The following is a 20,334-nucleotide window of genomic DNA, read 5'->3' as shown; positions in this document are numbered from 1 at the left end:
TCCGTACTCTTATATTTGGATTGAATTAATTAGGCGCAGACGGTTAACCGCTGCCTGTAAAGCAAAACTATAACCATCAGCACCTAGACCACAAATTACACCGATAGCTTTATCGGAGAAATAAGAATGTTGGCGAAATGATTCCCTAGCATGCACATTAGACAGGTGGATCTCGATAAACGGGATACTCACCGCGAGTAATGCATCACGTAGTGCAACACTGGTATGTGTGAATGCAGCCGGATTGATGAGGATAAAATCAACATCATGACGTGCAGCATGAATTTTATCGATGAGTTCAAATTCTGCGTTTGACTGAAAATGACTCAGTTTTACTCCTAGCGGGTTTGCCTCTGCCTCGAGCTTGGATACGATATCAGCAAGAGTTTGGTTGCCGTATTTATCAGGTTCCCGTGTACCTAGCAGGTTCAGGTTTGGCCCATTCAAGAGTAAAATGTGAATATCTTCTGCCATTATGCTGCTAACTCCGACGATATTATCAATAGCCCGACAACATAACGCGATGCTAAGCGTTTGTCATCTTTTATCATAAAAATAAATGGATTTTCTACTGACAAAGTCCGTCATTATAATTATTTCGTGACATATAGCAGCAAAATACTGGTCTTATCAGAGAAATTACCCGAATTTATTTTTGAAAATGTGCGGTAATCCCTATTTAGGCGGGAGTACCGCAATAAATGCGTTACTCCGCTAGTAGGTTAACTAGCGTACGCCCAGTGACTTCATTTTTTAAGAGTTTTTTTGCATATTCGACACAATCTTCTAATTTAATCTCATTGCTGACTTGCTCATAGAAAGCCGCGGGGAGAGTATCTGCAAGGCGCTGCCATACTTTAGTGCGATTTGCAGCAGGGTAGTAAACAGAATCCACACCTTGTAGGCGGACATTACGTAAAATGAATGGCATGACGCTAGTTGGTAAGTCGAAGCCACCGGCTAAACCGCAGGCAGCAACAGTACCATTATAGTGCGTTTGTGCAAGAAGATTGGCGAGTAATTCACCGCCTACAGTATCAATCGCCCCTGTCCATAGCTGTTTGTCTAATGGCTTAGCAGGGTGAGTGAAATCACTGCGAGGTAATACTCTCTTGGCACCTAAACTTTGCAGGTAACTGCTGTTTTCTTCTCGACCTGAAATCGCGACAACCTCATAACCCAGTAGAGACAGTAATTGCACGGCAGTACTACCAACACCACCGCTAGCGCCACTCACGATGACTTCGCCTTTATCTGGCGTCACACCCGCTTCTTCTAAAGCGTTTACGCAAAGCATAGCGGTAAAGCCAGCAGTGCCAATAACCATCGCTTGCTTTAAAGATAAATTCTCTGGAAGAGGCGTTAAATATTTAGCCGGAACCCTTGCTTGAGACGCTAAACCCCCCCAATGCGTTTCACCAACCCCCCATCCAGTCAGTAGCACATGTTGGCCAACTTGGAAGCGTGGGTCTTCACTGTGGTGGATCTCGCCTGAAAAATCGATACCAGGTACCATCGGATATTGGCGAACAACTCCCGCCTTTCCACAAATGGCTAACCCATCTTTATAATTGAGTGTGGACCAATGAATATCGACTATAATATCACCGGCCGGGAGCATTTCTGTCGTTAGAGGTTGAATGCCAGAGATAATTTTATCTTCCGATTGTTGCAGGATGAGAGCTTTCATCTTTCACTCCTAATAAAATGATTAAATATGTACTTTAAAAGTGCCTAAAATTTGCGGGTAATTCATTGACGTAGTGACAGTGTTTAAGCTATTAATATTGTAATTAATTTGTAAAAAATAATTTTTTTCTGGCATAAATAGGCTTTTATCATGCAAAATATCGCATCTCGACGGATTCATTTTGCGTATTGACATAAATTTGCCGCGTTTTTGGTAGATAATAGAGCGAACACCCAGCGAATTCACCCAATTTGTATTGGAAATAGCCAGTGTGTAGCAATAATAAAAAGAACTAAATAATATTTGAACTTGTTGCCCCAATAACTTGTCACACTGGGAAGAAAAAGATGGAGTATATAACAACCAAAGAGTAGATGTTTTTCTGTATAATTTTATCCTGTAGGTAAAGAATACAATTAATATCTATTTTTGGGGTTTTTATCTGCTTCGTTTACATAAGAAGCATGTACAGTACGGTACGTGAAAAATAGATGAATTAACCATATTTATAGAAGCAGCTCATTAACGCCTTGAGGCAGCTTCAAGTGGTTGGTAGAGTAGACGGGTTTAAATTCGTCCCCAGCTTGCAGGATAACTCTTTCGTTATGTTTAAAAAATTTCGTGGCATGTTTTCTAATGACCTGTCTATTGACTTGGGTACGGCCAATACCCTTATTTATGTCAAAGGACAAGGCGTAAAATTAAATGAACCCTCTGTAGTTGCTATTCGTCAAGACCGCTCTGGATCGCCAAAAAGCGTTGCTGCAGTCGGTGGTGAAGCGAAGCAGATGCTGGGACGTACACCAGGCAATATTTCGGCAATCAGGCCAATGAAAGACGGTGTTATCGCTGACTTTTTCTTGACTGAAAAAATGTTACAGCACTTCATCAAACAAGTTCATAGTAACAGTTTTTTACGCCCTAGTCCGCGAGTCCTTGTTTGTGTGCCTGTTGGTGCAACACAAGTTGAGCGTAAAGCCATTCGTGAGTCCGCGCTAAGTGCGGGTGCGCGTGAAGTCTTCTTAATTGAAGAGCCGATGGCTGCAGCTATTGGTGCTGGGTTACCTGTATCAGAAGCTACAGGCTCAATGGTTGTTGATATTGGTGGTGGTACGACAGAAGTCGCTGTTATTTCTTTAAATGGCGTTGTTTACTCTTCTTCGGTACGTATTGGTGGTGACCGTTTCGATGAGTCTATCATTAACTATGTACGTCGTAATTACGGCTCGCTGATAGGTGAAGCGACAGCAGAACGCATCAAACATGGAATTGGTTCTGCTTTCCCAACCGATGAAGTTTACGAGATTGAAGTTCGCGGTCGTAACCTTGCTGAAGGTGTGCCTCGCGGATTTAAAATGAATTCCAATGAAATTTTAGAAGCATTGCAAGAACCCCTGACAGGAATTGTCAGTGCGGTAATGCTAGCACTTGAACAGTGTCCTCCTGAACTGGCCTCAGATATCTCAGAACGCGGTATGGTCTTAACGGGTGGTGGCGCGCTTCTTCGTAATTTAGATCGCTTATTGATGGAAGAAACGGGTATCCCGGTTATTGTTGCAGAAGATCCACTAACTTGTGTCGCGCGTGGCGGCGGTAAAGCGTTAGAAATGATTGATATGCACGGTGGCGACCTGTTTAGCGAAGACTAAATGGCCTTTTAGAAACGGTTGGGGAGGTTCTCCAACTGTTTTGACTATTTTTTGTTCCTCTGACATTAGCGAAACTTAGCCACACATGAAGCCAATTTTTAGGCGAGGTCCATCCCTACAGTTACGCATATTTTTTGCGGTAATCATTGCACTTGTACTGGTGGTGATTGACCATCGTTTTGAGCCTTTCAATAAAGTCCGTAACTACTTAGACACGGCGGTTAGCCCATTCTATTTTTTAGCGAATGGCCCACGCCAATTTCTAGATAATATTTCGGAAAGTTTCTCTTCAAGAGAACAACTGCAATTCGAAAACAAAGCCTTACGACAAGAGCTATTACTGAAAAAAGCGGACAACTTGCTTTTAGAGCAACTTAAGCAGGAAAATGCACGCTTAAGGGAGTTACTTGGCTCACCACTTCGCCAAGATGAACACATGATGGTAACGCAAGTTATTTCAGGCGCGAATACGCCATATCGTGACCAAGTGGTTATAGATAAAGGCAGTAATGAAGGCGTTTATGAAGGGCAGCCTGTTATTAGTGATAAAGGTGTTGTTGGCCAAGTGGTTGGGGTAAGTAATTTTAATAGCCGTGTCCTGCTAATTTGTGACACTACCCATGCATTGCCTGTGCAAGTATTACGTAATGATGTTCGTGTGATTGCAGCCGGTTCTGGATGTGCTGATGATATCCAATTAGAACCGTTACCTGAAAATACCGATATTCGTGTTGGTGACGTCCTTGTCACGTCAGGGCTAGGGGGGCGTTTCCCTGAAGGTTATCCAGTAGGGGTGGTCTCTGCCGTAAAACACGACACACAACGAGCGTATACCATCATTAGCGCGAAGCCGAGCGCCGAATTGCAGCGTTTACGTTACCTTCTGTTATTATGGGGAAATGATAACGACCCTAAAACGCCACTACAGCCTTCGGAAGTCTATCGGGCAGCAAATGAACGCTTAATGAAAGTATTGCCGCAAGTATTACCTAACCCGAATGAAATTCAGGGGCCTCCATTGCCACCCTCAATGGCTCCGACGTCACAACCATAAGTAGAGGAAACACAGTATGGTTATGGGCAAGAGAGTAAATTAGCATGGATGAGTATCGTGGAAATGGCCGCGCCATCATTTGGTTATCGTTTTTTATTGCCTTGATTTTGCAAGTCATGCCTTGGCCGGAGCAACTCAGCTTTTACCGGCCATCATGGCTTCTGTTGATTCTCACTTATTGGGTGATGGCGCTACCACACCGTGTGAGTGTTGGCACGAGCTTTATCTTAGGGATTATCGTTGATTCCATTCAGGGTTCAGCACTGGGGGTACATGCCCTCTCTTTTAGCATTATTTGCTATCTCGTCTCTTATAAGCACCAGTTGTTGCGTAATATGGCGCTGTGGCAGCAAGCGTTGGTGATTATGTTGCTGACTATCATTCAGGATCTTGCTGTTTTTTGGGCTGAATTTTTATCATCACAAGTATTATTCCATCCGCAAGTATTTTGGAATAGCTTAGTGAATGGTATTCTATGGCCATGGCTATTTTTGCTTTTACGTAAAACTCGTCGGCAATTTTCAGTATGTTAGCATGTTAGTTGTCACTCTGACTGGGAATACAGTTTATGTGTTTAATTTATCTTGCGTCTGGCTCACCCCGTAGACGTGAACTTGTTCAGCAACTTAATTATACTTTTGAAATCTTACGTCCAGAGGTAGAAGAGCTGTGGCAGGAAGGGGAGACGCCTCAAGACTATGTTCAACGTCTTGCACGAGATAAATCTTTAGCTGGTGTTGCGATAGCACCCGATAATCAACCTGTTTTGGGCGCTGATACTATTGTTGTTCTTGCAGGCAAAATTTTGGAAAAACCGCGCGATTGCCAGCATGCAGAAGAGATGCTAAGTGCGTTATCGGGAAAAACTCATCAAGTGATGACGGCGATTGCCTTATCCAACCGTCAACAGACGATACAGTCACTAATTGTGACAGATGTGACATTCCGCGAGTTATCTTTACTCGAAATACGGGATTATATACAGTCAGGAGAGCCAATGGATAAGGCTGGCGCTTATGGAATTCAAGGCATTGGTGGGCGTTTTATACGTAAAATCAATGGCAGCTACCATGGGGTTGTTGGTTTACCACTGGTTGAAACAGACGAGCTAATTCAGCGATTTTTAGCGTTAAGTGATGGTAAGGGGAAGTCATGACTGCGGAACTATTAGTGAACATTACACCATCTGAAACGCGCGTTGCTTATATTGATGGTGGGATATTACAAGAAATTCATGTTGAGCGAGAAGCAAAAAGAGGATTAGTAGGGAATATTTACAAAGGCCGCGTGAGCCGTGTCTTACCGGGGATGCAGGCGGCCTTTGTTGATATTGGTCTAGATAAAGCGGCCTTTTTGCATGCTTCGGATATTATGCCCCATACGGAATGCATTGCGGGTGACGAACAAAAAAACTTTCATGTCAGGGATATTGCTGAGCTCGTTAAGCAAGGACAAGATTTAATCGTTCAAGTCGTCAAGGACCCCCTTGGCACCAAAGGCGCTCGCCTTACTACAGATATAACTCTCCCTTCTCGCTATTTGGTCTTTATGCCAGGAGCTTCCCATGTAGGCGTTTCTCAACGCATTGAAAGTGAAGTTGAAAGAGAACGCCTAAAAGAGTGTGTTTCACAGTATTGTGATGAAAATGGTGGTTTTATCATCCGTACGGCAGCAGAAGGGGTCGGGGAAGAGGAAGTTAAACAGGATGCGGCCTTCTTAAAGCGCCTGTGGGCGAAAGTGATTGAACGAAAAAAACGTAATGTGACTCGCACAAAAATCTATGGTGAATTAGCGCTTGCTTACCGCATTATCCGTGATTTTGCAGGTGCTCATCTTGATCGTATTCGTGTTGACTCCCGTTTGACCTATACTCAATTGCAAGAGTTTATCGAAGAGTATGTACCAGAAATGACGGCTAAGCTCGAACTTTATCAAGGTAATCAGCCAATATTTGACTTGTTTGACGTTGAAAACGAAATTCAGCGAGCCATGGATCGAAAAGTGGAGCTAAAATCAGGTGGTTATTTGATTATCGACCAAACTGAAGCCATGACGACGATTGATATCAATACTGGGGCATTTGTTGGCCATCGTAATCTTGAAGAAACCATCTTCAATACTAATATCGAGGCGACTCAAGCGATAGCAAGGCAACTGCGTTTACGTAACTTAGGCGGTATTATTATTATTGACTTCATCGACATGGTTGACCCTGAACATCGTCGCCGTGTGCTAGCATCATTAGAACAGGCATTGAGCAAAGATAAAGTCAAAACCACCATTAATGGTTTTTCGCAACTGGGTTTAGTTGAAATGACGCGTAAGCGCACAAGAGAAAGCCTAGAACATGTGTTATGCGACGACTGCCCAACTTGCCAAGGGCGTGGAACCGTTAAGTCAGTAGAAACAGTTTGTTATGAAATTTTACGTGAAATAGTTCGCGTTCACCGGACTATCGATGCAGATAGGTTCTTAGTTTATGCATCCCAAGCGGTGGTTGATGTCCTTAAAGGGGATGAATCACATGCCCTTGCAGAAGTTGAAATCTTTGTTGGGAAGCAAGTTAAAGTTCAGACTGAACCTCTTTACAGTCAGGAACGTTTTGACGTCGTAATGATGTAATAAGGAGATTTGAGTGAGACGACTGCCACGTGTAGCACTGGTGACGACCGCGGTTATATTATTGCTGTGTGCATTAGTGCTGTCAGGGCTGCGTTTTCTTCTGCCAAATATTGACAACTATCGACAAGATCTGGTCGATTATGTTGAAAAAAAGACCGATGTATCTGTACAAATTGGTAAAATCGAAGGGGCTTGGCAATCTTTTGGCCCTGTACTGACGTTATCCGATGTCGCTTTACAGAGTAAAACTACGGATGTTACCGCGAATACCATTACTGTTGAATTAGATATCTGGAGCTCATTATTTTCTCTACGCTGGCGCTTTCGTGATTTAACCTTCTATCAGTTAAATGTTGATTATAAAGTTCCTTTAAGCCTTGGAGACTCCGCGAAAGGCGAGTCTTTAGATAGCATTGAAGAGCTATTTTTACGGCAATTCGACCACTTTATATTAAAAGAAAGCCAATTAACCTTCCTCACACCTTCTGAACAAAAAACAACGCTGATTTTACCCGAGCTTTCATGGCTGAATGACAATGAACGGCATCGTGCTCAAGGTTTTGTGAGTCTTGAAACCATTAATAAGCAGCATGGCTATCTGCAAGTAAAGCTTGATGTGTCAGATAAAAACGGCGTGTTAAGTGACGGCATTTTTTATCTACAAGCGGATAATATTGATATGCAGCCATGGCTTAGCCGCTGGCTGCGTGACAATACTTCATTGCGGGATGCCAATTTTAGCCTGTCTTCTTGGGTAACCCTGAGAAATCATCGAATTGACAGCGGCCTTATTCAACTACGACAAGGCGAAGCTAACTGGGGAACGGGCGAATTAGCCCAAAACCTACAAGTTAATGATTTGCTTTTGCGAATGAAAAGGCAGGGGAATGGGTGGTTATTTAACATTCCTGAGCTTGATACCTTGAAAACCAATGAGTTTATCTGGCCACAAGGGAGCGTCTCTGTATTGTATTTGCCTGCCAGCAAAAAATATCAAGATAATGACCATTGGCGCATCCGTGCTAAAGATATTGAACTCGAACGTTTAAGCGAAGTTTTGCCCACATTTTCTTTTTTGACTCCTGAAATGGTACAAGATTGGCAACATCGCCAACCAACTGGTGTAGTGAGTGAATTTGCGCTTGATATCACACAAAACATGCCTGAAAACGTACAAATCAACATGGATTGGCAAAATGTCAGCTGGAAAAAATGGAAAGAGTTGCCTTCAGTTAATCATTTTTCGGGTGTTTTAATTGGTGGCATGCAAAGTGGTAGTGCCACAGTTAGCTTGCAAGATAGTGAAGTGGACTATCGCGATGAATTTAAAGCTCCTTTTTTAATAAAGACGGCAACAGGTCAGTTCCATTGGGTAAATAATGACAGTGAATTTAAACTGTGGAGCCCATCATTAGAGGTACAAGCTCAGTCTCTTTGGGCAAATGGTGAGTTTCGTTACGCAAAAGCGAAAAAAGGAAATTATGCCGATCTCGCCATTCTTGCCGGAATTCGTTTAGATGATGCAGGGGATGCGTGGCGTTATTTCCCACAAAAATTAATGGGGCAAGATGTGGCGGATTACCTGACGAAAGCCATTATCGCAGGTAGTGTAGATAATGCGACGTTGGTCTATAAAGGTGACCCAGCTCATTTCCCATACGATAACAATGATGGGCAATTCCAAGTTTATGTCCCTCTGCGTAATGCGACATTCGAATATGACAGTGAATGGCCTGCATTATTGAACTTAGATATGGATTTAGACTTTAGGCGTGCAGGGCTATTTATGCATGCACCAACGGTAAAACTGACGGATGCCACAGCAACCAATCTTGATGCCAATATCCCTGATTACACTAAAGAAATGCTGTATATCAATGCAGATATCAATGGAACTGGAAAACAAATCCAGCAATATTTTGTGCATACCCCGATGAACCACTCAATTGGCGATACGCTTGAAGAGTTACAAATTGGGGGAACTGTTAATGGCCAGTTAGGGTTATCTATTCCTCTGGTGGCGGGTAAGGATGTTGTCGCCAAAGGAAAGGTCAATCTCAATAAAAACGATTTATATATTCAGCCAATTGATAGCACTATTTCTGCTTTGACGGGCAGCTTTGAGTTTAACAATGGAGATTTACGCGGTGAAAACCTGCGTGGACACTGGTTTGAACAGCCAATTACTGTCGATTTCACTACCACTGACCAAGCAAAAAATTATTTAGTGGATGTGAATATTAGCGGAAACTGGGCGGTGAATAAGTTGGCAATGTTACCTGCTGAGATTAAACAAAAATTATCAGGAACCACTGACTGGAAAAGCCAAGTCGCTATCACCATTCCGAATACGGCAAAAGAACCCGTTGGCTTACAAATAGACGTCACCGCAGGGCTAAAACAACTGAAAAGCCAACTACCTGCTATTGATAACGCTTTGTTAGCAGAGCTTGGGCAAATTAATGTTCAAGCAAAAGGAACCACAGAACAGTTGGTGGTTGGTGGTGATATCGGTAAGCGCATTGGTTTTAATACTCAATGGGGATTGAGTGACAAACCTCTGAGTTTATTAAAAGCCCATATTGCCCAATGGCGTGACGGTATTCCTGAACTCCCTAAAAACTCAGCTTTTATTGTCGATTTGCCAGCGATTACTGATATGAACTGGGAGAAATTAGCTGGGTTACTAGTGTCATCCCATAGCCGCGAAGGTGGTATGAATATTGGCTTGCCGGATATGCTCCAGGTCAATATTCCATCAATCTACCTCGCTGGGCAGCAATGGAACGCAGTAAACTTTTCTTATGATTTACAACGGCCTGAGCAGTTGGTCAGTATCAACAGTGAAAACCTAAAAGGCTCGTTACAAATCTTTGCTTCACAGCCTTGGCAGGTCGCTATTGATTATTTGTATTACAACCCTAGCACTTCCTCTAGTGCTCAAATCAATGACCTTGCCACAACACAATTTGATTTTAGCCAATGGCCACAATTGCAGTTTCATTGTAAAGAATGTTGGGTTGCTGGGCAGAAATTGGGTGAAATTAGTGCGAATATCCAACCTAAAGGGACGTTATTGCAACTGACCGATGGCACGCTAGATAACAGTGTTACGAAATTAACGCTAGATGCTATTTGGAATAGCGAAAACGGCAATAAAACGCAAATTGCAGGTTCATTGACCGGCGAAGCTTTTGACGAAACAGCAGCGTATTTTGGTATATTGGTTCCCATTATCCAATCACCTTATACTATTGAATTTGATTTAGATTGGGCTAATTTGCCTTGGTCACCAGATATTGCCTCTTTAAATGGTAAAATGTCTGCAAAATTGGGTAAAGGAGCGATTGCACAAATGGGGGGCGGTCGTGCAGGGCAAATATTGCGTCTAGTCAGCTTTGATGCGCTGTTGCGTAAACTACGATTTGATTTTAGCGATACATTTAGTGATGACTTTGATTTTGATTCCATTAAAGGTGATGCGACCATTAAAAATGGTGTACTGGTTTCGAAAAATACCTATGTTGATGGTTTAGTTGCCGATATTGCTTTTAATGGTCAAATTGACCTCGTTAAACGCCAAATTAATGTTGAAGCCGTCATTACACCGGAAATATCTGCTACAGTAGGAGTAGCAACCGCGTTTGTGGTAAACCCATTTGCAGGCGCTGCCGTATTTGCGGCAACGAAAGTGCTCGGTCCACTATGGAGTAAAGTTTCCGTTATTCGTTACCGAGTAACAGGTAGCTTGGACGAGCCGAAAATTGATGAAGTATTACGTCAACTGAAGGAGACTCAAGAGTAATGAAAAATGGCAACGTTGCACTTTTGCAGTTATGTAGTGGAAATAATACTAAACACAATTTGGCGCAAATCGAACAACAGATCAAACAGTTACCAGAAACTGTTGAGTTAGTACTGACACCTGAAAACGCATTGTTATTTGCAGATGCAGCGACCTATCGTAAACAAGCGGAAGAGCAAGGAAAAGGCCCTTTGCAAAAAGCGATCAGCGCAATGGCCAAACGTTATCATGTTTGGATTTTAATTGGCTCAATGCCAATGATTAGCCGTGAAGATCCCGAACGTATTACAAGTAGTAGCTTATTATTTGATGCTGAAGGAAACATTAAAGCGCGCTACGATAAAATTCATATGTTTGATGTCAATATCGAAGATGAACAAGGCACTTATAACGAATCCGTGATTTATCAGCGTGGTGAACATATTACCGTTGTTGATACGCCGGTGGGTCGCCTTGGTATGACGATTTGTTATGATTTACGCTTTCCTGGTTTATTCCAAGCATTACGTGAGCAAGGTGCAGAAATTATCTCTGTACCAGCGGCATTTACTCGTTACACCGGTCAAGCACATTGGGAGCCGTTATTACGAGCTCGTGCGATAGAAAACCAATGCTATATTTTAGCACCTGCTCAAGTCGGTGTGCACGGCACACGTCGCACGTGGGGGCATAGCCTTGCGGTTGATGGGTGGGGTAAAGTGATGAAAAAGAACGTGGATGCCGTCGCTTCTACGGTACTGAATATTAAAACAGACAGCTTGAGTGTCATGCGCGAGCAAATAAAAGTGGTGAAACACAACCGTTTTAGACCGCAATTGACATCATTGATTAAAAAAGAAACCAAAGAGTAACGAATATGAGTTTAGTTTCTGTCAGCGAACATTTGCTGGCCGCCAACCGCCTTGGGCAAGAAAATCTGTATGACATTTTAGGTTTGTTATCTGAGCGCCATCTAGATTATGCGGATCTGTTCTTTCAATCGAGCTTCCATGAGTCATGGGTGCTTGAAGATAGGATCATCAAAGATGGCTCTTACAATATCGACCAAGGTGTTGGTGTGAGAGCTGTTAGTGGTGAAAAAACGGGTTTTGCTTATGCAGACCAAATTTCGCTACACGCGCTGACACAAAGTGCTACCGCTGCACGCAGCATTGTGAATGAGCAAGGCTCTGGTAAATCACAAATTTTAACTAACGTTGAATATAAAAAATTGTATTCAGTGGCAGATCCACTGCAAAGCTTATCGCGGGAACAAAAAATTGATTTGCTGCATCGTGTTGACCAAGTTGCACGCGCAGAAGACCCGCGTGTCATTGAGGTCAATGCTAGTTTAACCGGTGTTTATGAGCAAGTGTTAGTCGCCGCAACAGATGGTACTTTGGCGGCAGATATTCGCCCGTTAGTGCGTTTGTCAGTCAGCGTGCTGGTGGAACATGACGGCAAGCGCGAACGCGGTGCAAGTGGCGGTGGTGGTCGTTATGGTTATGAATATTTCTTGGAAATTCACCAAGGGCAAGTAGTTGCTGAACAATATGCACGCGAAGCGGTGCGTATGGCACTGGTGAACTTGTCTGCAGTTGCGGCTCCTGCGGGAATGATGCCTGTTGTGCTAGGTGCCGGTTGGCCTGGGGTTCTATTGCATGAAGCGGTGGGGCATGGTTTAGAGGGTGACTTTAACCGTCGCGGCACATCTGTATTTTCAGGCCAAATTGGTGAACAAGTCGCATCACCACTGTGTACCGTCGTGGATGATGGCACGATAGCGGGCCGTCGTGGCTCTCTCGCTATTGATGACGAAGGGGTGCCTGGGCAGTATAACGTCCTAATAGAAAATGGTATTTTACGTAATTATATTCAAGATAAACTGAATGCACGCCTGATGGGAGTTACTCCAACAGGTAATGCACGTCGTGAATCTTATGCGCACTTACCTATGCCGCGTATGACCAATACCTACATGTTAGCAGGGACATCAACGCCAGAAGAAATTATTGCTAGTGTGGATAAAGGCATTTATGCACCAAACTTTGGTGGTGGTCAGGTAGATATCACCTCAGGTAAATTTGTATTTTCAACATCAGAAGCTTACCTGATTGAAAAAGGTAAGATTACTTCTCCTGTGAAGGGGGCTACGTTAATAGGCTCAGGTGTTGAAGCTATGCAGCAGATTTCAATGGTTGGTAATGACTTAGCGCTAGATAAAGGTGTTGGTGTTTGTGGCAAAGAAGGCCAAAGTGTTCCTGTTGGTGTAGGCCAACCTACATTAAAACTGGACAAACTGACCGTTGGCGGTACCGCATAATCGTTTATGGCGATATAAACTAGGCTCTGCTCGCCCTGGTGACAACTTCTTGTCGGTGTTGTGACTAGGGCGATTGTGTGCCTGCAAAGCACAAAACAACTGAGGTGTTATGAATAAACGTTTTTTACCTGTCGTATTGATGGCTATTTTGATTGTGATTAGCCTTTATTTCAATGGTGGAGATAAAACACCATCTGAACCATCCATTAATCAAAGCAATCCACCTTCTCGTGAAGCGATAACACCAAAAGAAACACCACAACCGATTGATAAGCTAACTGCACAAGACAACGTGGTTAGTTTTATGGAAAAATATCAAAAACTTCCAGCTTTCTATATGACGAAGAAACAAGCCCGTGAAGCCGGATGGGATGCGAAAAAAGGTAACCTTTGCGATGTGTTACCTGGAAGAGCAATTGGCGGAGACCGTTTTTCTAACCGTGAAAAAAGTTTGCCAATTGCACAAGGGCGTCAGTGGTTTGAAGCAGATATCAATTATCGCTGTGGTCATCGCGGGGCAGACCGTTTGCTATACTCATCGGATGGAATGATTTTTGTGACTCATGACCACTATAAGAGCTTTACTCAAGTCCACTAAAGGAAAATCATAATGAGCAAACAGGTGAGCTTTGATTTCAGACATATAAACTCATTGAATGATTTTTATGATCAATTTGCTCAACAATTTTCCCTTCCTGATTGGTTTGGCTATAATCTTGATGCCCTGTGGGACATGGTTTCCGCTGGCATTGAGTTGCCTGTAACCATCACGTTTTCACATATGACAGCCGAACAACGTATAAAATTCGCAGATGTTATTGATGTGATGAATGACGCACAAGATATGTGGGAAGAAGAGTTCGTTTTTGCTTTAGATATAACAAAAAGCTCTAACTAATATTCCTATCACTCATGGTAAAGTCTAAATAAGATAACTGAGCTGATAGGGGTCTTTAGGATGAATAACGTTACCTGCACTGCATTTCCGCTAAAAGAAAAAAAATTCCTTATTGTTCACGGCTATACGGCATCCCCTGATAAAAATTGGTTTCCATGGTTGAAATCAGAGCTTGAAGCCTTAGGCGCTTTTGTTAACGTCCCCACCATGCCTGATTCTTTAACTCCCGACCCTAAAAGGTGGCAGCAGCGCTTACAACACTTACCTTTTGATATTGATGAAAATACGGTTTTGATTGGTCATAGCTTAGGTTGCATTACCGCATTACGATTTTTGCAAAATACGAGGCAATCGGTAGCGGGTTATGTATTGGTATCAGGGTTTGATGAAACGCAAGAAACATTGCCAGAATTACAGCATCACACCCTTGAGCCATTGAATTATGATGAACTCATACAGATAGCAAATAATCGAATATCGATTATATCAACCAATGATGAAATTGTGTCACCAAGGTCTTCGAAAGCATTGGCAGAGGCTTTAAAAACACAGGTTATTATTGAAGAATCTGCCGGGCATTTCCTTGATAGAGAAGGCTATACTGAGTTCAAAACACTACTTGATACAATCAAAGCGCATTTTAGCTAGTTATGGCTGGTAAGAATACTAGGTACATTTACCAAGAAAAATCCCCTAGCCGTAGCGTAGGGGATTATCGATTAAGCCATTTCAGACAGATCTTTCAAATATTGAAAGATTTGGCGATAGGCTTTTGGCGGTTTATTGCCTTCACGCTCTTTTTTCGCATTACGGACTAATGCACGCAATTGTTGCCTGTCTGTTTGTGGGAACAGGGCAACTACGTCTTCAATGACTTCATCACCGCCATCTAATAAACGGGTTCGTAAGTCTTCCAGTTTATGTAAAATGACTACTTGTTGGTTGTGACGGTTTTTAAGCTTATCCAGAGCCTCTGTAATCGGCTCAACCTCACGTGAACGTAATAACTTACCAATCAATTGTAATTGGCGACGACGGCCTTCACGTTTGATTTTTTGAGCAAGTTCAATAGCTTCAAGTAATTGAGTATCTAACGGAATACGTTCTAATTCACTTTTACTTAAATCAACGAGCTCAGCCCCTAATTTTTTGAGGATCTCAGCATCGCGCTTAATTTCGCTTTTACTGACCCAAATGATTTCCTCGTCTTCTTCGTCTTGCGGCGCTGGGATATCATCCAGCCAGTCATCAGGCTGTTTGGCCATATCGATTTTCCTTTTTACCGAACACAGTGGTTTAATTACGCGTAATTAATATGATTTACTGTGTTGTGAGTGTTAACATTCATCTATTATATATTGTAACTGGGAAAACCCCTCTATGACTACCTAGCATTTACGTGTTAGGGCAGAAAATCACGTTTCCCCCATATTATTGATTGGACTAAAGCATGAGTGTAACTGAACAAGTCACTGAACAACGTAAAAAACTCGAAGAAGCCGTCGCACACGCATTAGAATTTGCAAAAACACGTTGTGATGCTGCGGAAGTCGCAGTAAACAAAAGCACAGGAATTAGTGTGAGTACCCGCCAAGGGGAAGTCGAAAATGTTGAGTTTAACAGTGATGGGGCATTAGGGATCACCGTTTATCATCAACAACGTAAAGGTAGTGCCTCTTCTACAGATTTAAGCCCTGAAGCGATTGAACGCACCGTTCAGGCGGCAATTGATATCGCTAATTACACCTCAGAAGATCCGTGTGCAGGGCCGGCAGACAAATCTTTGTTGGCTTTTGAAGCTCCTGACCTCAATTTGTTTCAAGCGAGCGAACTTTCTCCCGAAGAAGCTATCCGCTTAGCATCAGTTGCAGAAATGTCAGCATTAAATGCAGACCCCCGCATTGTGAATACCGAAGGCGGCAGTTTTAATGGGCACTATGGTGTACGTGTGTTTGGCAACTCCCATGGTATGCTGCAAAGCTACTGCTCAAGCCGCTATTCGATGTCGAGTTGTGTGATTGCAGAGCAAAATGGTGAGATGGAACGTGATTACGCTTATACGATCGGTCGTAGCTTAGACGCATTACAGTCCCCTGAGTGGGTAGGGCAGGAGTGCGCTCGTCGCACCTTATCTCGTTTGTCACCTCGTAAATTACCTACGATGAAAGCGCCTGTTATTTTTGCGGCCGAAGTGGCAACAGGTCTATTTGGCCACTTAGTTGGTGCTATTAGTGGCAGCAGTATTTACCGTAAATCTTCTTTCTTATTAGATAGCCTAGGAAAACAAATTCTACCAAGCTGGCTAACTATCAATGAGCAACCGCATTTAATGGGGGGATTAGCATCATCACCTTTTGATAGCGAAGGTGTTCGCACTTGTGAACGCAATATCGTCGAAAATGGTGTTCTACAAACGTGGTTGATGACCAGCTATTCAGCAAGAAAGCTAGGTTTACAAAGCACTGGCCACGCGGGCGGCATCCATAACTGGCGTATTGCAGGCCAAGGGCTTTCATTTGATGCATTACTGAAACAAATGGGAACAGGGCTAATCGTTACTGAGTTAATGGGTCAAGGGGTGAGTGGGATTACAGGAGATTATTCTCGTGGCGCTTCAGGTTTTTGGGTCGAAAATGGTGAGATTCAGTACCCAGTGAGTGAAATTACTATTGCTGGAAACCTAAAAGATATGTGGGCGAATATGGTGACTATTGCTGATGATATTGAAACTCGCAGTAATATTCAGTGTGGTTCGGTATTGATCCCAGAAATGAGCATTGCAGGAGAGTAACTCCTTTTGTTCTTCCTCTGTTTTGTGTGAAACAAGGCGCCTAATACATTTGTTATTGGGCGTTTTTTATTCTATAAAATAGTATTTACCACTGTCACTGCGGTGTCGTCGCTCTGTCGTCATGCTGTCGTGGTCATGATTGCATTATGCTGACAGTATAGCCATCTCCTAAGATCATTCGATTTTTAAAGTAGGTTATGATGGAAAATAAAATTAAACAATTGAGATTAGCGCGAGCTTGGTCTCAAGAACAGCTCGCTCTACTATCATCACTGAGCACAAGAACTATCCAACGAATTGAAAACGGTGAAGTACCTAGCTTAGAAACACTCAGTGCATTAGCATCAGTATTTAATGTGAGTGTGTCTGAACTGACATCTACACCTTTACCCGAAAGTATTGAGCTAGATAATCGGATAGAAGAGGCTAAAAAGCGGGTAAGAAATGAAACAAAGTTACTTAAAAATATAATAACAGCGATTATTGTATGCGTAATACTGTATACCGCTAATTATATTTATACACCAGAGAGCCATTGGCCTATTTGGGTTAGTGCTATTTGGGGCGGGTTGTTAGCGATAAAGGTAATCAAACTGTTTTTATTGGATAAGCTCTTTCACCAATGGGAAAATAATAGATTGATAAATATGACTAAAAAGCACTAGCTTATATCCTTACTACCTATTAAAACAAAAAAGGCACTCAATTGAGTGCCTGAATAGGTTAGAGGACTTGCCTGAGTTTTTTAAATAAAACTTTTTTCGCTAAGCCTTCTTTAATTCAGCCGTTGTCGTGATTAACGGTGGAACTCACCAGCTGCTTCTGGTTGATAAACGATTTCAAGTACACGAACACGTGTTTGAACACCGTTTGGCAATTCCCAGCTGATTTCATCGTTTACATGCAAGCCCAACAAGGCTGCACCAATCGGAGCCATCACAGACAGTTGCTCCGCGCTATCTTTCAGTGACGCTGGGTAAACTAAGGTGCGTGTGCGTTCTTCGTTGCTGATTAAATCCAAAAAGCGAACGGTACTGTTCATCGTGACCACATCCGCAGGGATTTCTTGTGGGCTAAGAATATCTGCACGGTCAAGTTCATCATTGAGCGCTTCGGCAACCGGTGTGCCCGCATAAGCCGGCTGTTCCATCAGTGCATCTAAACGTTCAGCATCTAAATCATTGATAATAATTGTTGGCTTTGTCATACCACACTCCAATAGAGACATACAAAGCAAACACCCCCCACCCATAAGGTAGGGGGTGTCGCTAGAAATAAGTTTGTTTAAAATATTAGGCGCTATACGCTTTAAAGGGAAGAGATCATGATCACGATCTCTAAGCCTGCCTAGATAAAAATCTACTGATTGACATGCTATAGCTAGCTTGAAACTCTGCTATTTTTCATCATTTCATCAACTATTCTTCGTCAAACCTGTTTTCGAATAGGTTGATAATTGCAGACAAGGCCTGATTTTCATCCGGACCGCTAACCTCGATATCAATCTTACTGCCTTGTTCTGAGTCTAACATCAACATCGCAATAACGCTATCGGCCTCCGCCTCAATTTGATTATTATTACGCAAAATAACTCTAGAGTTAAATTGTTTAACTAAATCATAGAGTAACATGGCAGGCCGTGCATGCATCCCAAGCCGATTTTTGAGCGTTATTGTGGCTTTTACGGTCATTGCTGTTATTTACGCTTTTCCAATGTTCTGTGGCGTGACTGCACATTTTTACCACGGGAACGGAAATAATCGGCAAGTTGTTCTGCGACGTATACTGAACGGTGTTTCCCTCCTGTACAGCCAATCGCAACAGTTAAATAGCTACGGTTATTGGTTTCTAACATCGGTAGCCATAATTCTAAATAACTACGAGTTTGGTAGATGAAGTTATGGACTTCAGTATGCCTATCTAAGAATGCAGCAACGGGCCGGTCAAGACCTGTCATTGGGCGTAATTTCGGATCCCAGTGCGGGTTTGGTAAAAAACGCACATCGAATACATAATCGGCATCAATAGGAATACCATGTTTGAAACCAAAGGATTCAAACACCATTGTCAGTTCACGCTCACGTTTGCCCATCAAACGTGTTCTTAGCATTTCAGCTAATTCATGAACGGACATTTCTGAGGTATCAATAACTAAATCAGCACGAGAGCGTAAAGGTTCAAGTAGCTCATTTTCCTCATCTATTGCGCTTTCAAGCGAAAGATTTTTACTTGAAAGTGGGTGCAACCGACGAGTGTCACTATAACGACGTATAAGCGTGTTACGGTCGGCATCTAGAAACAATAATTGAGGAGAGAAGGTTGATGGTAATTTATCAATCGCTTCTTCGAAAATCTCTGGATTGTCGGGCATATTACGCACGTCGATGCTTACCGCTGCTGAAATATTACGATCAGCCAGTGAATTCGCTAACTCCGGCAGTAATACAACCGGTAGGTTATCTACGCAATAGAAACCCATATCTTCCAGCGCACGTAAGGCAACGGATTTCCCCGAACCGGAACGGCCGCTGACTATCATCAGCACCATGAGCTTGCTCCCTTTTGTTTCTTAATAATGTGTTTCTTGAAAAGCAGTACTTGCCAATTAATATTACTTAGAAACCATAACAATATCATTTGCATATGGCAAGATACATAATTTATCGCTTACTCTGTAATTATGCTGTATAGCTCTTCATCACTTTGTGCACTGCGCAGGCGTTTACAGAGCGTTTTATCGGCTAATTTTTTGGCGATAAGCGACAACGTATGCAGGTGCGTTTTACATTGGTCTGATGGCACGAGTAAAGCGAAAAGCAAGTCAACAGGCTGGTTATCAATTGCATCAAAAGCAATCGGCTCTTCTAAATGTAAAAAGACACCGACAGCACGGCTACTTTCATCTTCGTTCAGCTTTCCATGAGGAATGGCAATACCGCCGCCAATACCTGTTGTGCCAACTTTTTCTCTGGTTAATAACGCTTCAAATACCGTATTTTCAGGTAATTCCAATTCAACGGCAGCCAGCTCACTAATAATTTCTAAAGCTCTTTTTTTACTGGTGCACACAATATTATTACGTGTACAGGCTGATGATAAAACAACGTTTAACTGGATTTCTATATCACTATTCATTTTATTGTTCACTTAGGACTACAAAACCAGATGATGTATCCCACCATCTGGTTTGAAACATTATTCGGCTAATTAATAAGCCGCGTCAATGTATTAATGTTGTCTCAGTTTTTCTTTATGTTTGGTTAATTGGCGCGACAGTTTGTCTACGAGTATATCTATAGCAGCGTACATATCGTTTTCTTCCGCTGATGCGTGGAGATCCGCTCCATTAACTTGCACGGTTGCTTCAGCAATTTGCTGAACTTTTTCAACTTTCAAGACAACTTGGATACCATTAATACGATCAAACAATTGCTCCAATTTTTTGAGTTTTTTCTCAACAGTCTCGCGCAATGCAGGAGTAACTTCAATATTGTGTCCAGTAATCTGAAATTCCATACAATCT

The 20,334-nt window shown here is 42.6% G+C and carries 21 protein-coding genes; 13 read left to right on the top strand and 8 right to left on the bottom strand.

What is annotated here, in order from left to right; translation table 11 throughout:
* Positions 1-9: 9 nt before the first annotated feature.
* Complete coding sequence (gene aroQ, locus ACU696_RS19315) at positions 10-474, bottom strand: type II 3-dehydroquinate dehydratase (RefSeq protein WP_004908209.1); 465 nt, start codon at positions 472-474, stop codon at positions 10-12.
* A 232-nt stretch (positions 475-706) separates the two neighbouring features.
* The gene (gene acuI, locus ACU696_RS19310; RefSeq protein ID WP_447343211.1) at positions 707-1,690 is read right to left on the bottom strand and encodes an acrylyl-CoA reductase (NADPH); all 984 of its coding nucleotides are present in this window, start codon (positions 1,688-1,690) and stop codon (positions 707-709) included.
* A gap of 605 nt (positions 1,691-2,295) precedes the next feature.
* Between acuI and ACU696_RS19305 the strand changes: the two genes are divergently transcribed.
* The 11 genes from ACU696_RS19305 (at position 2,296) to ACU696_RS19255 (ending at position 14,668) form a co-directional block, all read left to right on the top strand.
* Entirely contained in the window at positions 2,296-3,339 is a 1,044-nt protein-coding gene (locus ACU696_RS19305) for a rod shape-determining protein (protein WP_004908213.1), read from the top strand.
* Between the two features lie 85 nt (positions 3,340-3,424).
* Complete coding sequence (gene mreC / locus ACU696_RS19300) at positions 3,425-4,393, top strand: rod shape-determining protein MreC (RefSeq protein WP_109911672.1); 969 nt, start codon at positions 3,425-3,427, stop codon at positions 4,391-4,393.
* Between the two features lie 44 nt (positions 4,394-4,437).
* A complete protein-coding gene (gene mreD / locus ACU696_RS19295; RefSeq protein ID WP_004908217.1) occupies positions 4,438-4,926 on the top strand; it encodes a rod shape-determining protein MreD in 489 nt (162 codons plus the stop codon).
* Positions 4,927-4,961: 35 nt separating this feature from the next.
* On the top strand, positions 4,962-5,549 hold the full coding sequence (locus ACU696_RS19290) for a Maf family protein (RefSeq protein ID WP_109911673.1): 588 nt from the start codon (positions 4,962-4,964) through the stop codon (positions 5,547-5,549).
* Positions 5,546-7,015: a ribonuclease G gene (gene rng / locus ACU696_RS19285; protein ID WP_004908223.1), complete on the top strand. Its 1,470-nt coding sequence runs from the start codon at positions 5,546-5,548 to the stop codon at positions 7,013-7,015. The genes ACU696_RS19290 and rng overlap by 4 nt, the downstream gene beginning before the upstream one ends.
* A 13-nt stretch (positions 7,016-7,028) precedes the next feature.
* Positions 7,029-10,820 (top strand): AsmA2 domain-containing protein YhdP, encoded by a 3,792-nt coding sequence (gene yhdP, locus ACU696_RS19280; RefSeq protein WP_209101849.1) that lies wholly within the window; start codon positions 7,029-7,031, stop codon positions 10,818-10,820.
* Positions 10,820-11,671, top strand: coding sequence for a deaminated glutathione amidase (nit1, locus tag ACU696_RS19275; RefSeq protein WP_004908231.1), 852 nt, complete (start codon positions 10,820-10,822; stop codon positions 11,669-11,671). The genes yhdP and nit1 overlap by 1 nt, the downstream gene beginning before the upstream one ends.
* 5 nt (positions 11,672-11,676) lie before the next feature.
* Positions 11,677-13,122, top strand: a complete 1,446-nt coding sequence (tldD, locus tag ACU696_RS19270) for a metalloprotease TldD (RefSeq protein ID WP_004908235.1) — start codon at positions 11,677-11,679, stop codon at positions 13,120-13,122.
* A gap of 109 nt (positions 13,123-13,231) precedes the next feature.
* Positions 13,232-13,720: a ribonuclease domain-containing protein gene (locus ACU696_RS19265; protein WP_110731670.1), complete on the top strand. Its 489-nt coding sequence runs from the start codon at positions 13,232-13,234 to the stop codon at positions 13,718-13,720.
* 12 nt (positions 13,721-13,732) lie between these two features.
* Positions 13,733-14,020: a barstar family protein gene (locus tag ACU696_RS19260; protein ID WP_109911675.1), complete on the top strand. Its 288-nt coding sequence runs from the start codon at positions 13,733-13,735 to the stop codon at positions 14,018-14,020.
* A 60-nt stretch (positions 14,021-14,080) separates the two neighbouring features.
* Positions 14,081-14,668 (top strand): RBBP9/YdeN family alpha/beta hydrolase, encoded by a 588-nt coding sequence (locus ACU696_RS19255; RefSeq protein WP_004908243.1) that lies wholly within the window; start codon positions 14,081-14,083, stop codon positions 14,666-14,668.
* 71 nt (positions 14,669-14,739) lie between these two features.
* Here the strand turns inward: ACU696_RS19255 and yjgA are convergent, their stop codons facing one another.
* Positions 14,740-15,285: a ribosome biogenesis factor YjgA gene (gene yjgA / locus ACU696_RS19250; protein ID WP_004258329.1), complete on the bottom strand. Its 546-nt coding sequence runs from the start codon at positions 15,283-15,285 to the stop codon at positions 14,740-14,742.
* A gap of 185 nt (positions 15,286-15,470) precedes the next feature.
* On the opposite strand from yjgA, the gene pmbA reads away from it, so the two are divergent.
* Together pmbA and ACU696_RS19240 are read left to right on the top strand one after the other, a co-directional pair.
* Positions 15,471-16,811 carry a metalloprotease PmbA gene (gene pmbA / locus ACU696_RS19245; RefSeq protein WP_164529166.1) on the top strand — a complete coding sequence of 447 codons (1,341 nt, stop codon included), beginning with the start codon at positions 15,471-15,473 and terminating at the stop codon, positions 16,809-16,811.
* A 200-nt stretch (positions 16,812-17,011) separates the two neighbouring features.
* On the top strand, positions 17,012-17,476 hold the full coding sequence (locus ACU696_RS19240) for a helix-turn-helix domain-containing protein (protein ID WP_004908249.1): 465 nt from the start codon (positions 17,012-17,014) through the stop codon (positions 17,474-17,476).
* 131 nt (positions 17,477-17,607) lie between these two features.
* Here the strand turns inward: ACU696_RS19240 and rnk are convergent, their stop codons facing one another.
* The 5 genes from rnk to hpf form a co-directional block, all read right to left on the bottom strand.
* Positions 17,608-18,018 carry a nucleoside diphosphate kinase regulator gene (rnk, locus tag ACU696_RS19235; protein WP_004908251.1) on the bottom strand — a complete coding sequence of 137 codons (411 nt, stop codon included), beginning with the start codon at positions 18,016-18,018 and terminating at the stop codon, positions 17,608-17,610.
* A 211-nt stretch (positions 18,019-18,229) separates the two neighbouring features.
* Positions 18,230-18,502, bottom strand: coding sequence for a PTS phosphocarrier protein NPr (gene npr, locus ACU696_RS19230; protein ID WP_004258320.1), 273 nt, complete (start codon positions 18,500-18,502; stop codon positions 18,230-18,232).
* Positions 18,503-18,507: 5 nt separating this feature from the next.
* Positions 18,508-19,359 (bottom strand): RNase adapter RapZ, encoded by an 852-nt coding sequence (rapZ, locus tag ACU696_RS19225; RefSeq protein ID WP_004258318.1) that lies wholly within the window; start codon positions 19,357-19,359, stop codon positions 18,508-18,510.
* A gap of 119 nt (positions 19,360-19,478) precedes the next feature.
* A complete protein-coding gene (gene ptsN, locus ACU696_RS19220) occupies positions 19,479-19,946 on the bottom strand; it encodes a PTS IIA-like nitrogen regulatory protein PtsN (RefSeq protein ID WP_196719666.1) in 468 nt (155 codons plus the stop codon).
* Positions 19,947-20,039: 93 nt separating this feature from the next.
* Entirely contained in the window at positions 20,040-20,327 is a 288-nt protein-coding gene (hpf, locus tag ACU696_RS19215; RefSeq protein WP_004258306.1) for a ribosome hibernation promoting factor, read from the bottom strand.
* Positions 20,328-20,334 lie beyond the last annotated feature (7 nt).

This window comes from Providencia sp. PROV_01 (genome assembly GCF_053098325.1).
The sequence above is the reverse complement of the archived record's forward strand: the minus strand, read 5'-3'. Positions and strand labels throughout refer to the sequence as shown.